Origin of the sequence: Mesorhizobium mediterraneum (assembly GCF_002284565.1) — a bacterium.
Taxonomy (GTDB): Bacteria; Pseudomonadota; Alphaproteobacteria; order Rhizobiales; family Rhizobiaceae; genus Mesorhizobium; species Mesorhizobium mediterraneum.
Map to the genome: position 1 here is coordinate 155,448 of NZ_NPKI01000011.1, position 15,627 is coordinate 171,074.

At 60.4% G+C, this 15,627-nt stretch carries 12 protein-coding genes; 3 read left to right on the top strand and 9 right to left on the bottom strand.

The window, feature by feature from the left end; translation table 11 throughout:
• Positions 1-2 precede the first annotated feature (2 nt).
• The 5 genes from CIT25_RS05885 to CIT25_RS05905 form a co-directional block, all read right to left on the bottom strand.
• Complete coding sequence (locus CIT25_RS05885) at positions 3-1,901, bottom strand: ABC transporter substrate-binding protein (RefSeq protein WP_095483618.1); 1,899 nt, start codon at positions 1,899-1,901, stop codon at positions 3-5.
• The gene (locus CIT25_RS05890) at positions 1,898-3,793 is read right to left on the bottom strand and encodes an ABC transporter ATP-binding protein (protein ID WP_095483619.1); all 1,896 of its coding nucleotides are present in this window, start codon (positions 3,791-3,793) and stop codon (positions 1,898-1,900) included. The genes CIT25_RS05885 and CIT25_RS05890 overlap by 4 nt, the downstream gene beginning before the upstream one ends.
• A 163-nt stretch (positions 3,794-3,956) precedes the next feature.
• Entirely contained in the window at positions 3,957-5,297 is a 1,341-nt protein-coding gene (locus tag CIT25_RS05895; RefSeq protein ID WP_095483620.1) for an adenylate/guanylate cyclase domain-containing protein, read from the bottom strand.
• 97 nt (positions 5,298-5,394) lie between these two features.
• Positions 5,395-6,738 (bottom strand): nucleotide sugar dehydrogenase, encoded by a 1,344-nt coding sequence (locus CIT25_RS05900; RefSeq protein ID WP_095483987.1) that lies wholly within the window; start codon positions 6,736-6,738, stop codon positions 5,395-5,397.
• A gap of 114 nt (positions 6,739-6,852) precedes the next feature.
• Entirely contained in the window at positions 6,853-8,013 is a 1,161-nt protein-coding gene (locus CIT25_RS05905; protein WP_095483988.1) for a DUF3095 domain-containing protein, read from the bottom strand.
• Between the two features lie 92 nt (positions 8,014-8,105).
• Between CIT25_RS05905 and CIT25_RS05910 the strand changes: the two genes are divergently transcribed.
• Positions 8,106-9,194 (top strand): glycosyltransferase family 4 protein, encoded by a 1,089-nt coding sequence (locus tag CIT25_RS05910; RefSeq protein WP_095483621.1) that lies wholly within the window; start codon positions 8,106-8,108, stop codon positions 9,192-9,194.
• A complete protein-coding gene (locus tag CIT25_RS05915) occupies positions 9,191-9,967 on the top strand; it encodes a polysaccharide deacetylase family protein (RefSeq protein ID WP_095483622.1) in 777 nt (258 codons plus the stop codon). The genes CIT25_RS05910 and CIT25_RS05915 overlap by 4 nt, the downstream gene beginning before the upstream one ends.
• A 114-nt stretch (positions 9,968-10,081) precedes the next feature.
• Here CIT25_RS05915 and CIT25_RS05920 read toward each other — a convergent pair whose 3' ends face one another.
• The 4 genes from CIT25_RS05920 to CIT25_RS05935 form a co-directional block, all read right to left on the bottom strand.
• Positions 10,082-10,936, bottom strand: coding sequence for an MBL fold metallo-hydrolase (locus tag CIT25_RS05920; protein ID WP_095483623.1), 855 nt, complete (start codon positions 10,934-10,936; stop codon positions 10,082-10,084).
• Positions 10,937-11,057: 121 nt separating this feature from the next.
• Positions 11,058-11,507, bottom strand: coding sequence for a cyclic nucleotide-binding domain-containing protein (locus CIT25_RS05925; protein WP_095483624.1), 450 nt, complete (start codon positions 11,505-11,507; stop codon positions 11,058-11,060).
• 191 nt (positions 11,508-11,698) lie between these two features.
• Positions 11,699-14,413: an ABC transporter transmembrane domain-containing protein gene (locus CIT25_RS05930; RefSeq protein WP_095483625.1), complete on the bottom strand. Its 2,715-nt coding sequence runs from the start codon at positions 14,411-14,413 to the stop codon at positions 11,699-11,701.
• Between the two features lie 17 nt (positions 14,414-14,430).
• Entirely contained in the window at positions 14,431-14,796 is a 366-nt protein-coding gene (locus CIT25_RS05935) for a hypothetical protein (protein ID WP_095483626.1), read from the bottom strand.
• Between the two features lie 82 nt (positions 14,797-14,878).
• Between CIT25_RS05935 and CIT25_RS05940 the strand changes: the two genes are divergently transcribed.
• Entirely contained in the window at positions 14,879-15,550 is a 672-nt protein-coding gene (locus CIT25_RS05940; protein WP_095483989.1) for a class I SAM-dependent methyltransferase, read from the top strand.
• The last annotated feature ends 77 nt before the right edge of the window (positions 15,551-15,627 follow it).

Consider the following 15,627-nt stretch of genomic DNA (forward strand, 5'->3'; position numbering starts at 1 on the left):
GCTCAGGAGTCTCCAAGCCAGAATGTATCCGGCATGTAGACACCGAAATAGGCGGTCGGGTCGTAGCCGTAGAGAGCCTTCTCAGGCAGATTGCGCAGCCGCGAGGACGCCAGAACCGGCTGATGCGTTCCGTTCACGGTGCCGATGGAAAACACCTGATCGGTGTAGATCGACAGCATCGAGTTCCAGATTTCGGCGCGCTCCGTGGCTTCGGTAGATGCGTTCCAGCGCTTGAGTAAAGCCATCAACTCGACCACAGGCGGAAGATCGGGCGCCTCACCGACCTTGCCATGAGACAAGTAGTGGGCACCCCAGAGCGGCCATTGCAGCTGGTCGTCGATGGTGGGGGCCAGCTGGTACGGGTTCATGTCGGCGGTCGGCACGCCATTGTCGATGCCCGACCACATCGACATCATGACCTGGCCGCCAAGCGCGCGGCTGCGGAAGATATCGCGCTGCGAAGTCCGGATGAACAGGGCGATGCCGATCTTGCGCCAGTGATCGGTGATGAGTTCGAGCGCGTCGGTTTCCAGCGTGCTTTCGCCGGCCGTTTCCACTATGATCTGCGCAGGGCGTCCATCGGGAAGTATCCGCAGGCCGTCATCGTCACGCGTCTGAAGCCCGACCTCGTCGAGCAGGGCGTTGGCCTGGTCTGGATCATGGGCGACCCAGGCTTTCGCGAATTCCGGCCGGTAGAGCGGGCTCTCCGGCAGGACCGTATCGGCACTTTCCTGTGCCAATCCGTAGAACACAGCCATATTGATCTCGCGCCTGTCCACAGCGAGCGAAAGGGCACGGCGCACGCGCACGTCACGAAAAAGGCCACGCCACACCTGGTCGGAACAATTCAGATTGGGCAGCAGCGCCAGCCGCGAACCCTGTGTGCGTTTCCAGAGATGCATCTTCACCGGGTAGCGCTTCTCCGCGTCCTTCAGGAAGGAGTAATCGCTGAAGTCAATTCCCATGCATTGCAGGTCGCTCTCGCCCGCACCGGTCTTGGCCGAGATGATCGCCGACGAGCTGACATTCATGACGATCCGGTCAACATAGGGCAGTTGCCGGCCATTCTCGTCCATTCGATGAAAGAACGGGTTGCGCTCGAAGACGAATTGCTCGGCCGGCGGTTTGGTCCGGTTCTGCCAGGGATCGAGCGTCGGCAGTTCCGGGTTCTCCGGGCGATACTGCCGCGACATGCGGATATGCAGGAGCGTCCATTTCTTGGCCCGGTTCTCCTTCATCAGGCCGGCGAGCCGGAATGGATCCTGGTATTTCTTGTGGAACTGCTTGAGATAGGCGGCCGGCAGAACAAGCGATAGCGGCGAAGCAGCAGCGAGCTTGGGCAGGAAGTCGGGATTGGGCGCATTCCAACTATAGCGGACCGTCAACGGATCGACGATCTCGAAGCGTGGCGGCCTGCCGTCCGCCAGCAGGGTCGGGGCAAGCCCGCCCTGCGAAAGCTCATCATTCAGCCAGACATCTTCCCAGCAATAGCGAAAATCCTCCGGCGTCAGCAGGCTACCGTCAGACCATTTATGCCCTTCCCGAATCTTGAAAGTGAAGACGCGATCATCCGCTACGTCGAAACTTTCGAGAATGTCGGGTTGCAAGTTAAGCTTTTCGTCATAGCCGACCAGGCGAGCATATCCGTAGATCGTCATCATCCGGATATCTTTCTGGCTGCCGATGATCGTGCGCAGCGTGCCGCCATACTGGCCGGGCTGCCGGCCCATCGCGGCGAGGTTCAACGCGCGCGGGCTCTTGGGCAAGCGTTCGGCGAGTGCCGGCAGCGCCCTGGCCTTCAGCCGCGGCTGAAGAAATTCCGGCTCCAGATCGCCGGCGCGCGACGTGCCCGGCAGAAATGCCGAAGCCATGAGTCCAAGGACGGTGCGCCGGCTGATCAATGGCGTAACTCGCTGACATCGGCCGTACGCCGGGCCAGCACGAGGTGGCCGCCGCCAAGGTCGAGCGGCGACAGCATACCCTCGTCGCCTTCGTCGCGGAATTGCGGTCCCCATGCGCTGGTGTCGGAAGCGCCGCCGAGCTGCAGCGTCTTGAAATCCATCGGCCTGTCGAGATCGGGGAAAGGTACTGCAGCTACTAGTGAGCGCGTGTAGGGGTGGACCGGTTTCCTAAGCAGAATTTCGCGCGGCGCGAGCTCGACGATACGCCCGCCGCACATCACCGCGATGCGGTCTGCCATGTAGTCCACCACCGCCAGGTTATGGGATATGAACAGGTAGGTCAGGCCCAGTTCCGTCTGCAGGTCCTTCAGAAGGTTCAGGATTTGCGCCTGGACAGAGACATCGAGTGCCGAAACCGGCTCGTCGCAGATCAGGAGTTCAGGCCCCAGCGCCAACGCGCGCGCGATGCCGATACGCTGACGCTGCCCGCCGGAGAAACTGTGCGGATAACGCTTGATGAAGCGCGGATCGAGCCCGATTGCCTGCATCAGGCTCTTGACCGTGGCGAGTCGGGACGCGGCATTGCCACGTTGATGGATTTCCAGCGGCTCGCTCAAGATGTTCTCCACCGTCATGCGAGGTGAAAGCGACGAAACCGGATCCTGGAAGACCATCTGGATTTTCGCGCGCAGCATGCGCAGGGCGTCTCCCTCGGCTTCCAAGACGTCGATCGGACCATCGCGGCCGTTGAAGATCACAGAGCCGCCGCTAGGGGTGACAGCCCGCATGAGGATCTTGCTGACGGTGGTTTTGCCGCAGCCGCTTTCGCCGACAAGACCCAGGCACTCACCCCGCCTGATATCGAAGCTCACGCCGTCCACGGCGCGAACAGAGGCTTGATGATCTTCGCCGAACCATCCGGACTTGCGGATGGTGAAGGTCTTTGTCAGATCCCTGACCGACAGCAGGATGTCGTCCGGCCCCTTCGATGCCGGCGCCGTCTGCTTGCCGAGCAGGTTCCCGACATTCACCGGCACCTCGCGGAGCGCCTTTAGCCTTTCGCCAGGCTTCAGGTCGAAATGCGGAACGGCTGCCATCAGGCCCTTCAGGTAAGGGTGGCCTGGCCGGCGGAATATCGCCTCCACAGGTCCCGCTTCCATGATCTCGCCCTGGTACATGACCACCACCTCGTCGGCGACATTGGCGACCACGCCAAGGTCGTGCGTGATCAGCAGCATCGCCATGTTCAGCTTCGTCTGAAGCTCGCGCAGCAATTGCAGGATTTGCGCCTGGATGGTGACGTCCAACGCCGTCGTCGGCTCGTCGGCGATCAACAGGGCGGGCCGGCAGATAAGCGCCATGGCGATCATGGCGCGTTGACGCAATCCTCCCGAAAGTTCAAAGGGATACATGTCATAGGCGCGCTTGGGGTTGGGAAAGCCGACAAGGCCGAGCATTTTCTCGGTCCGCGCCTTGCGCTCCACCCGAGCCATGGGCGTATGAATCTGCAGGGATTCGCTGACCTGATTGCCGATCGTGTGCAGCGGCGACAGTGATGTCATCGGCTCCTGAAAGATCTTGCCGATGCGGCTGCCTCTCAACGCCCGGATTTCGGGTCCGTCACGCGGCATCTGCAGGATATCCTGCGTCGTGCCGGGCTTTTCAGGATCGGAAAACAGGATACGGCCGCGAACATGGGCTGTGTTCGGCAAAATGCCCATCACTGCCTGGCTGAGAACCGATTTTCCGGAACCGGACTCGCCCACAAGCGCGGTAACCTTGCCGGGCAGGACGCGAAGATTTGCACGCCTGACGGCATGCAAGGGTCCCCCGATAATGGCAAAAGAGATGCCAACATCCTCGATCCGCAGCAGATCAACACCCGAATTCATTGTCACACCAGCCCCACTCTGGCGGCCTGCCAGGCGGCAGGCCCAAAAAGCGAGACTAGCGTATTGCCAGCCTAGAGCAACTTGGATTCGAAACGGTCGCCAGTTCCCTGGCGGAACCGGCGACCGGACTGCATACCAAGGCGTTCGGATCAGATCGTGGCGGTTACTGGAGCTTCCTCGGGTCGGCCGCCGACAGCCGCGCGGCATCGCGATGAAGCAGCATGACCTGCTCGGCGTCCGATATTCGGTCGTAAATCGGCTCCAGCGCACCGTCTTCATCGAGCGCGAGAGCACCCGACAAATCGGGTGAAAGCACCGTCAGCTTCTGCTTGATGCCCGCCAGTTCCTCCTTGCCGAGCGTCAGCCAGCTGTTGGCGCCGCAATAGCTGGCGAAGTCTTTGCTGGCGAGAACGCTGTGCGGATGTTTCTTGGTCAGGGTCTGGAGGCGCTGGACCTCGTTTACAGCCGAGCCGAAGACAGAGAATGTGAGCCGGTCTGTAAGCCCGACGTTGCCGAACATCACATTGCCGACATGCAGGCCGATACCAAACTTTATGTCGCCTAACCCCTGCTCCTTTCTGCGCAGATTGAGATCCATTATGCGCGCGCTGGCCTTGTGCGCTGCCGCAAGAGCAGCCTGGCAAGCGATCTCGGACTGCGAGCGATGCCTTTCGCAAGGGTAGACGGCAATGAAGCCATCACCTATGAAACTCATGATCTGCCCGCCGCTGCGATTGAAAGGTGCGGCAACGGCGTCGAAAAACTGGTTCAGCGTATCGATATAGATTTCGCGGCCGGAGGTTTCGGCAAGCCTTGACGACCCGCGCATATCGGCCATGACCAGTGCGGCCCGGATGGTATCGCCCTCGCCGCGCTTGATCTGGCCGTCCAGCACGCGCCTGCCGGCGTCGCCGCCGAGATAAGTGGTCATCATGTTGTCGGCGAGCTTGGTGAGCACCGCCATCTTGGTTGCGATGGCGAGATGGTTCTGGATGCGCAGCAGCGCCGAAATCATGCTGTCGCTGAAGCCTGCAGCACTGTCGGTGGACCAAGACCCCAGCATGCCCTGACTGGTATTGCCGCTGAAGGGATGCACGAAAGCCATGTAATCGGTGACGCCCATAAGCCTGAGGTCATCGAAAACAGGAAATTCCGACGACACTGACGGGTCGAGCCGGCGCCGCAGATGGTCGAGCTTGTTGCTGAGCAGATGATAGTATGGGCTGGTCAGGAATCTGTCAGAATGAACGCCGTCCTCCTTGCGGAAGCCTTCCACTTCCAGGCCCTGGCCGCGGAGCCAGGTGAAGCCAAGCGCGTCATAAAGCGGATGAAGCATCGAAAAGCTCAAATGCACCCGCTTCAAAGGCAGGCCGGCAGCAGCCAGCCGTTCACAAAAGCCCTTTACCAATGTTTCCAGGTCGTCGCCCGCCAGCGCCGATTGGGTCAGCCAATCGGCAACCTTATCCATGAGAATGGCAGAAATTTCTGCTTGCGCTGTGCTCATGCTATCTCCGAACTCTTGGGCCTCATGTGGCGAGGCTGCCGGCGGGATGCAATCACGATCCTGACAGCGGGCAAAAAATTCGCCGGCTCGGACGCCATCAGGCCTTCACCACCGTCTCTCGGGCTAGCCCGAGGCGGCCAAAAACATTGCGTGTGTCGACGATCAGGAGAGCGTGATCAGCGATCGCCTGATAGTCGATCGCGTCGTGGTCGGTTGCAACGACGACAGCGTCGAAATCCTTCAAGGCCACCTCGGTCAAGTCGACCGAGCGACGCCCCTTGATCGCCATATGCTCCCGTGTGGTCGGGATTTCGGTAACATGCGGATCGTGGAATTCCGCCTTGCCGCCCCATTCCTCGATGAGTTCAATGAGCCGCAATGAGGGGCTTTCGCGGATGTCGGGCACATTCTTCTTATAGGCGAGCCCGATGATGAGAATGCGCGAGCGGCTGAGCGCCTTGCCGTGGCGCCGGTCCAGCGCCTTCGCCAGTTCATCGACCACATGACGCGGCATAGCCGTGTTGATCTCTGCCGCCAGCTCGATGAAGCGGGTCGGCAGTTCGTATTCGCGCGCCTTCCACGTCAGGTAGAAGGGATCGATCGGAACGCAGTGCCCGCCAAGTCCAGGGCCAGGATAAAAAGGCATGTAGCCGAAGGGCTTGGTCTTTGCCGCCTCGATCACCTCCCAGATGTCGATGCCCATCGCACCGAGCACGACCTTCAACTCGTTGACGAGGGCTATGTTGACCGAGCGGAAGATGTTTTCCGTCAGCTTGACCGCCTCGGCGGTCGCCGTGGTGGAAACCGGAACGACGGTCTTGACCACGCCCTGGTAGAAAGCCTGCACGAGCGTCGCCGCTTCAATGCCGTCACCTGCCACGACCTTGGGGATCGTCGCGACTTCAAAGCTGCGGTTGCCGGGATCCTCGCGCTCGGGCGAGAAGCCGAGGAAGAAGTCTATCTTCGACTGCAAGCCGGTCTTTTCCAGTATGGGCTTGATCACGTCGTCGGTGGTGCCAGGATAGGTGGTCGATTCCAGCACGATCAGCTGGCCGAGACGTAAATGCTTCGCGATGGTGTCTGCCGTGTTTCTGACAAAGGAGAGGTCCGGCTCTCGGTGTTTCGTCAGCGGTGTCGGAACGCAGATGATGATGACATCGCAGACGGCCAGTTCGGCAAAATCCGCAGTGGCGCGGAACCGTCCGATCGCCACCTCGCTGGCAAGGGCTGTGGACGTCACCGCCTCAATATAGGACTGGCCGTTGTTCAGGCTCTCGACCTTCTGGGCTTCGACGTCGAAGCCGGAAACCGGGAAGCCGGCGCGTGCGATCGCAACCGCCAGCGGCAACCCGACGTAGCCCAGTCCGATCACGCCGACTTGCGCGGCACGCGTCGAAATCCGGTTCAGAAGACTGTCATATGTCGATCGTGAGGCGTCCAAAAATCTGCTTCCCGTCAATTCGGACAGGCTGTCCGCGCCCATGGCGAGGCGCACCATGGTCCCAAGAACCATTGCCGAGGCATATTGCGGAAAATCGGTTTCCGCAAGCCGTCATCAGACCGGCACCTTCGCCTTCAGGCTTGCGGCAGCAATCGCATAGCCGCCGGCGGCGCCATCGATGAAATGAACGTGATCGCGCTGCAGCGGCGATGCGACGAGGCATGTCATCAAGGCCGATTTCTGGCGGTGCAGGCCATAGTTGCAGATGCCCGCCTCTTCCGCCTGTTTCAGCCGGTTCTCGATCCGTTGCAACACATCCGCGTCAACGTCGATGGTCATCTTCAAGCCGTCGTCGAACTTCCGGAAATCCGAATTGCTGGCCACGTCGCGTTTGTAGATCTTCGGATCGAAACTGCCGATCCTCCAGCCATATCTATCCGTAACAGCCGTAAGCGTCATCAGGAACACTACCCACAGCTTCGATAGCCACCGCCATCCTGCGGGTGCCATGGCCCGCGCCTCGATATCGAGGCCGGCGGGCAGAAAACTGTAGCTCGGCCCGTTCACCGGCACCGGGTGGCCATCGCGTTCCTGCCTGCCGGAAAGGGCGATGATGTCGGAAGCCAGAAACTGAAAACCGCGCAGGTCGCGCAACGCCCCCGGTACGGCTATGATCGAGACGATTTCGCCATGCCGGGCTTCGATCGGGTTCCAGCGGCAGGAGAGGCCGGTCAGATCCGGCCGCGCGCCGGCCGGCGCAGGATCGATGCGGTAGCGCCCGGCTTTCATCTCGGCTTCCGCCCAACTGCCGCCACCTCCGGCGAACATGGCATAGAAGACCGCTTCGGAGGCCTGGAACCTCGCCACGCGAACGTCGAGGCCTTGCGCTCTTATATCCTTTATCGGCACGATTGCGGCACGCAAGGTCAGATCCAGTTCGTCCGCCACCCATCTCTGGACAGCCGCCAGCGCGTTGCGGATGATCTCCAGCGCCGAGCCAGGAAACGCCACGAGCGCGCCGTCGCCGCCGAAGACAAAGGGAAGATCTTGCCTACCCAGCGCATTGAGCAGCGCCGAAATGACGCTGGCACCGGCCATATTGACGGTTTTATAGCGCCCCGCCTCGATCGCCTTGGTCGAGCCGACGATGTCTGCGGTGGCCAGCGCCCAGCCATCGGGGAGAGGCCGATAGTTATCGATATCGGCAACGCTTTCGAACCTTGCGAAGACCGGCAAAGAAGCGACAAACGGGTCGGACGCGGCAGCTGTTTCCATGAGCATCAGATAGCACATTCCAGTGCTTGAAGGTGAAGTCGATCATGGTTCGAAATTGACTTGCGCAGGCTTTCCGATGATAGGGTCCGGCGATGCGAATTGCTTTCTACGCGCCGCTGAAGTCACCCAATCATCCCGTTGCCTCCGGCGACCGCCAGATGGCACGGATGCTGGTTAAGGCGCTGGAGCATGTAGGGCATAGCGTCGAACTGGCATCCGAATTGCGCTTGTATCTACGCGAACCGGAGTCGAAGAGTTTCGATGCGCTCAAGACCGAGGCCCGAGAGGAGGCTGCGCGGCTGACCAAGCTTTGGGATCGTGACGGCAAGCCCGATCTCTGGTTCTCCTATCATCCCTATTACAAGGCGCCCGACCTGATCGGGCCCGAGCTGGCGTCGGCCTTTGCTGTCCCCTACGTGACAGCGGAAGCCTCCTATTCGAGGCGGCGCAACGCCGGCTTGTGGGCCGATACGCAAGCGTTGGTGGCGCGAGCCGTCGAACAGGCAGCGCTGAACATCTGCTTCACGCAAAGGGATCGTCAGGGACTAACAGATGCGATTCCCGACGCCGCTCTCGGTATGCTTTCGCCCTTCATCGACACATCGGTATTCCGGGAACTGCCGGCACGGGGTTGTCCGACGCGCCTCGTTACCGTCGCCATGATGCGCCCGGGCGACAAAGTCGAAAGCTATCGCATGCTGGCGCAGGCGCTCGGTCCGATCGGCCACCTGCCCTGGACCATGTCGGTCGTCGGGGATGGGCCTGCCCGCGACGAGGTCAAAGCGCAATTCGCCGGCTTGCCCGCCGACCGTATCGAATGGCTTGGCGCGATTGAGCCAGCCGCCGTGCCGGATGTCCTCTACCGTGGGGGAATTTACGTCTGGCCGGGTTATGGCGAGGCCTATGGAATTGCCTATCTTGAAGCGCAGGCCGCCGGCCTTCCGGTGGTGGCTCAGGACATCGCCGGCGTGCCGGAGGTCGTGCGGGATGGCCAGACCGGGTTTCTCACCCCGCCGGGCGATGTGGCGGCGTTCGCTTCTGCCATTGAAAGGCTTCTGGCCGGCAACGACGAAAGAACCATCATGGCCGCGGAAGCCAGGCGTTTCATCCTCGAAGAACGTTCCCTCGGTGTTGCAGCGGCGCGCCTGGCCAAACTTCTTGCGAAGATCCCGGTTTCATGACATCCGATCAGGTCTGGCAGCCCTTGGTGGAAGAACTGGCGTGCCTGCAACGGGCGGACCGTAAGGCAGAGTTCTGGCTGCGCGACGACGACGCCGTGGATCCGACGCCTGCGCTTGATCGGCTGCTCGACCTTACCGGTAAATTCGCGGTTCCGGTCACTCTGGCCGTCATTCCCGCCCTGACTGATGAGAAGCTTGTCGTCCGGCTTGGCGAGGCGCCGCATGCCGCGGTCGCCATCCATGGCTGGGCGCACCGAAATCATGCGCCCGAGCACCAGAAAAAGCAGGAACTCGGCGCGCATCGGCCACGCGAGGCGGTGCTCGATGATCTGGCTCGCGGGCTGACGCACGTAACCGAACTGCACCGCGCACGTGCCGTTCCGATGCTGGTGCCACCTTGGAACAGGATCGACGCCGGCTTGGTATCCGACCTTGGATCGATAGGATTTTCGGCATTGTCGGTCTATGGGCCGCCGAGGCCGGCTTCACTTGCAGTCATCAACAGCAATGTCGACATCATGGATTGGCATGGCACGCGCGGCTGCCGCGATCATGGCCTATTGGTTCAGGCTATCATCGCGCAATTGCAGCATGCAATCGACGGCGGCGAACCGGTCGGCCTGCTCACCCACCATCTCGTGCATGATGAATCGGCCTGGCTCTTCCTCGAACGGCTGTTCACAGTCACCGCACAGACTGAAGCCTGCGCATGGCTTCCGATCAGGACATTGATCGGGCGCAGCGCCGCTAGAGCAATTCCAGGAAAAGTGTGAGCGGTTTTCCCGGGAAAAGCGCGTAGCGCTTTCCCTTGGGAATTGCGTCAAAACAAAGAGATAGAGCGGTTCGCCGTTTCTGTGAAACGGTGAACCGCTCTAGAGGAAAATAGCTCAGCGCTTTTTGCGCAATGAGACTGGAAATTTGAGCGTCTGGCCATCCCGCGCGGCAAAAGCGCCGGTAAACCTGTCTTTGGCCAGTTTCTCGATCTCGTCCAGGTCCTCGTCGGTCCGCGTCGGATCGTGGTGAAACAGCGCAAGCCCCCGCGCACCGGCCGCCTCACAGAGCTTGACGCCCTGTTGCCATGTCGAGTGCCCGTAACCGCGGCGGCGTTCCATTTCCTCCTCGGTGTAGGTGCAATCGTAAATGACGAGGTCGGCATCTTCGATCAGGGCGAGCACCGCCTGATCGAGTTTGTCCGGCTCGTGCTCAGTGTCTGTGATCACCGCCACGACGCGGCCGCCCCATTCGACTCGGTAGCCTATGCAGCCGCCCGGATGGATAAGACTGCCGGTTCGGACCACCACCCCTTCGCGCGGCCGAAGCACGTCTCCGGATACGAAATCGCGATAGTCGAGGCTTGCCTTGCAGATCTCCAGTTTCACCGGAAACCACGGCGGCCGCATGAACTCATCGACCATCTGCCGGGTCGTCATGTGTCCTGCAAGATGCCCGGACCAAAGCGTAACCTTGGCGCTCCGGTCATAGATCGGCGCAAAAGACGGCAACCCGATGATGTGATCGTAATGGCAATGGGTGAAAAGCAGGTCGAAATCGGTCACGGCCGACGCCTGAAGCGCCCCGCCGGCAGGCCGTAGGCCAGAGCCCGCGTCGAACAGAAGCGTATGCTTACCGCATCGCATCTCAATGCAGATTGTGTTGCCGCCATAGCGAGAGAATTCTGGCCCTGATACCGAAATGCTGCCGCGCACACCCCAAAACCTGACCAGGAAAACGTCGTCGTCCATGCTACCCCTTCGCCCATCTTAGCCAAACAACTGCTGCTATGCGAGACAGGCTTTCTCCGGGCGACCTTCTCAGCAAGAGGACAATGCCATCACGACGGCGAGGATCGAGCGCACGTCTTGGTTATTTGGCGCTTCGTGCGTCGATCAGATCCGCGGTCGTATGGCTTAGGCGATCGGCAAGAACCCGCAATATCTCGATGGTCATTTCCGGGAACTCCCTCATAAGCCTCAGGAAATGATCCTTACGGATTCTCAAGACTTCCAGCGGACTTGCCGCTCTGACGGTGGCAGTGCGGGAGCTGTTGCACAATATGGCGATCTCGCCAACAATCGAATTTGACTCCAGTTCGGCAACTTTTATCGGTCCGCTGTCGGAATCGACCAGAATATCTGCCCTGCCTGAAAGGATGACATAGGCGGCGTCTCCCTCGTCGCCCTGCCGGAAAAGGATCTGGCCGGCGCTGTAGCTCACACGATCGGATGTGAACGCAAGCAGCTTGAGCTTTGTCGGCTCGATGGCAGCGAACAAGGGAACGCGTTGCAGCATTCCAACTTCATCCTTGAGCAGCATTGTCGCAAACCTTCCCAATTCGCGTTTGCCAGACTAGACCAACGGACGCCCAGATGGAATCAATTCTGTTTCCGGGATGGCGAGACGAACCACGCGAATGGTGGCGAACCCGGATCAGGTGCAAACCTCAATCCCTTGACCTTGCAACAAGTTCCCACCGGCAGAATGATCCCATCGGAATGTCCAAAGCTCTATGACAGCAGTTCCTTGAAGATACCGTTCCCTGCCAAAAGTGTCTCGTGTGTTCCGTCTTCCACCAAACGACCCGAGTCGAAGACGACAACGCGATCGAACATCATCGCCATTGCCGGATTCGTCACGACCCACACAATTGCCGGCGAATGGCCGTCGCGTCTGGCTTCCTCGAGCACGTTTCGCAGCACCTTATCCTGCATGCGCTGGTCGAGCGCCGACAGCGGCCGGTTGAGAATGAGAAAATCGGGACGCTTGATCAGGGCCCGGGCAACATCGAGCTTCTGTCGCTGTCCACCGGTCAGCCGCCTGCCACCGGAGCCGACGTTGAAGTCCAGGCCGACATCCAGAAGTTCGTCATAAAGCCCCAGTTCGTCAAGGATGTCATAGACGATAGACCGTATACGGTCCGGCGCGTCGGGATGGTTGGTGCCCACACGCCCGAACAGGACATTGTCCATGACGGTAGCCGCGGCAATGTATTTGGCAGGATCATATCGTTCGACTGCATTTTGCAGCTCGGGCGGCAGGTTTTCATAGAACTGGTTGCGTGCAGCGACGATCTTGCTCATGAGCTCGTCGCTCAGCAGGCCGAAGCGGTGCCGGGGCTCGATATAGTTAAAGCTCAAGGTGATGATCATGGCGCGGTCGTTCTCCGAAACCGCCTCGTAGGGACGGTTTTTGAGCCGTTGCAGCAAGCTTTCGTAGGCGGGTATCTCCTCGGCGCTCATGAAGGCGAGCTGCTGGAAGAACTGGTGATCGGGCGGCAGGTCGGCGAACAGCTCGATCGCCTGTTCGGCGATCTCCATGCCCATTTCGTAGAACGTGCGGTCGAGGCCGGCTTGCTTCAGCACAGAAGCAAAATAGGGATTGGCCGCCAGAGCCCTGTCGGCCAGTTCGGGGCCGGCGGCAGCGCCGAAGAGCAGGTTTTGGCCGATCGTTGCTTCCTTGTTGTACGCGCCCGGTTCGAAAGGAGCCACCAGTCCGCTCAGCCCTTCGTGTTCCAGCCGGGTTCGCAGCGCCGCACGCAGTTCGACGATCCGCCTGGCAAGCTCCGTGTGACGCGTGAGGTCGGCCGAAGAGCGCAAGCCAAGATCCAGAATGTCGCGCGACAGAACAACCGCGTCGAGCACCCGGCGCACGGCTTCAAAGAGGTCGTGCGGGCCGGTAGCGCCAGCGGAAGCATAGTTGATCCAGTCGCTGTGGATATCAAGCTCCGGATTGCCCGACCGACGCGCCTCGTCGATGTTCCAGCGGCGCTGGTCTGCCGCAGCACCCTCATAAGTCACCGATGTCAGCGGCGCGTGCTTCAACCCGTAGAGCAGGTTATCGCGGAGGCTTGCCTGGAACAGGAAAACATCCGACGAGGCATAGGACATGCGCCGGCCGGTCACTGCTTCGGGGAGTTCAAGCAGGTCGTCGGCGCCCGAAGCGACCCTTCCGCTGTCCGGCCGATTCAGCCGCGCGAAGGCTTCTGCAAGCGCCTCCGCTCCACCTGTTGTGGTGCTGACCAGCGCCACCGTCTCACCCGGCCTGACCTGGAGGGAGATACGATCGAGGAGCATTGCACCGCCATCGTCTGCCATGGACAGATTGATGGCCGACAGGGGGTTGGTCATCGGAGCGGGATCGTCGATCGCCAATGCCCCGATTGTCGGCGCAATGAGACCCTCGGCGGTAAACTGTTCAACGACCTGCTGATATTTGACCTGGACATCCTGCCGCGCCTGATCCCAATCGATCAGTTCCTTCATCGGTCCGGGCAGGTCCTTGTAGGCGCCGATCACGGCCACGAGCTGGCCGACGTCCAACCGCCCCTGGATGACCAGGTACCCGCCGATCATGTAGAACAAAAAGGGCGTGACCTGCGCGAGAAAATTGTTGAGGAACTTCACCATGAATTTCCATTGGTAAAGATCGAAGCGGATCTTAAAGATGAGCCCGAGCCGGGCAGCTATGTCGGCGCGCTCGTAGTTTGATGTATCGTGGACGTGAACCGCGCCGATGCCGTCGACGATTTCGCCAACCCGGCCCGAAAGCGCGCGCGCCGTCAACTGCCGCTCGCGCCCGAGCACGATCAGCCGCCGCCGCATTCGCGGGATAAGCACGATCTGGATCCCCACGATCACAGCCGCTATCATTCCGAGCCAGACGTTCTGAACCATGATGAACAGCATGGCCGTCAGCGCCTGGCCGCCGAGCAGCACCGGCTGCACGAAGGCATCGCCGATGAAGCCGCCCAGCGGCTCCACCTCGTCCTTCACCATGGTCGCCACTTCGGCGGATTTCACCCGCTTGAAGTAAACCGGCGGAAACCGCAGCACACGATCGACCAGATCGAAACGGATACGCCGCAGCATGCGTTCGCCGAGGCGGCCCTTGTAGGTGTTGATGTAGAGTTTGAACAGGCCGTTGATGATGACTAGCAAGAGAAACACAACGCTCAGGGCAAACAGCGTCTCCTTGCGGTCGAGCTGAAAACCGGAGAAGAACTGGACCTCTCCAATGAACGGCAAGTTATAGTGTAGCCTCATGAATGGCTGGGTCGCGCCCGGTTGCTCGAAGCCGCCACCTTGGATCGGGCCGTTGACGATCAGTTTCGGCAGGTCGAAGGACATGAAATACGGGATCATCGAAAGCACGACGATCATCAATATCCAGAGTTGCTGCTTCTTGGTGTGCGTCCAGATATAGCGGGCTAGGCTGGGTTCCATATGCGGCTGTGGACCCTTCAGTTGGAAAGATGCAGGATGTAAAAGCACCTGCTGGCGAATAGCATATCGGCGATTTCTTCGTCGCCAGCGGCAAGCTCGAAGCTGCAGTGCACGGAGATTGTCCTGCGCTCAACGATGGCCGGAACCTGCGAGGCGGCGCGATCCAGTTCCGGCGCATGGTCGATGACAACGACGTGGGAATTGGCGATCAGCGAAGACTGCAGCTGGCCGAACGGTTCGCGGCTTCCGTAGGGTTTTGGCGAATAGCCGAGCGGCACGAGGCCCCGGCTGCGCGGCTGGTGCTGCCAGATGGACGCCGCTGCTCCGGACAGATGCAACAGGCTCTCTCCGGCACCGGGCAATGGCGAAGCAGCTTGCAGCATAATCACATCCGCGAATCAACAGCCTTGCGCGAGGCAAGATTGCGTTGTGTCGCCCGAAATCCCAACATACAAGGCGAATATGATGGATGTCACGCAACCACGCAATGCCGGCTTGGACTGGCACGAGCAAGCCTTGGACCTCACGCGCGGAATTGCCGCCTATGTCAACTGCCCTCTCGTGGCAGGGCTGGCGCGCGTCGTGACCAAGCATCCGAAGGCCGATATCGCCAACGCCTTCAACCACAAGCAGGTCGCCTGCAAGATGTGGGCGCTCGATAGGCTGTTCGAAAGCTGCGGCGGGCGGTTCGAGCGCATATGGGTTCTGGGTGGATGGTACGGCATATTGCCGGCAATGTTTTTCAACGACGCCCGCTTCGACATCGCGGCGGTCGATAGCATCGACATCGATCCCGAAGTCGCGCCGGTCGCCCGGACCCTCAACCGGGAAGCCGGCGACCGGTTCCGGGCGCTGACGGCAGATATGTACGCACTCGACTATGCGGCCGGGCGGCCCGACCTGACGGTCAATACGAGCTGCGAACACATAGCCGATCTGCGCGCCTGGCTTGCTCTGCTTCCGCGGGGCATGAATGTACTGCTACAATCGAACGATTATTTCAGCGAGCCAACGCACATCAACTGCGTGGCCTCACTTGCAGCCTTCGAAGCAATGGCGGCGCTACGGGAGGTGCGGTTCTCCGGCGAACTACCGACAAAAAATTATACGCGCTTCATGCTGATTGGAACTGTTTAATGCATTTCGCCCGCGTAGCGGTTTTGGGACAACGACGTGGATAAAAACAAGGACTTGAAGCGCGTCGCACGAACCTC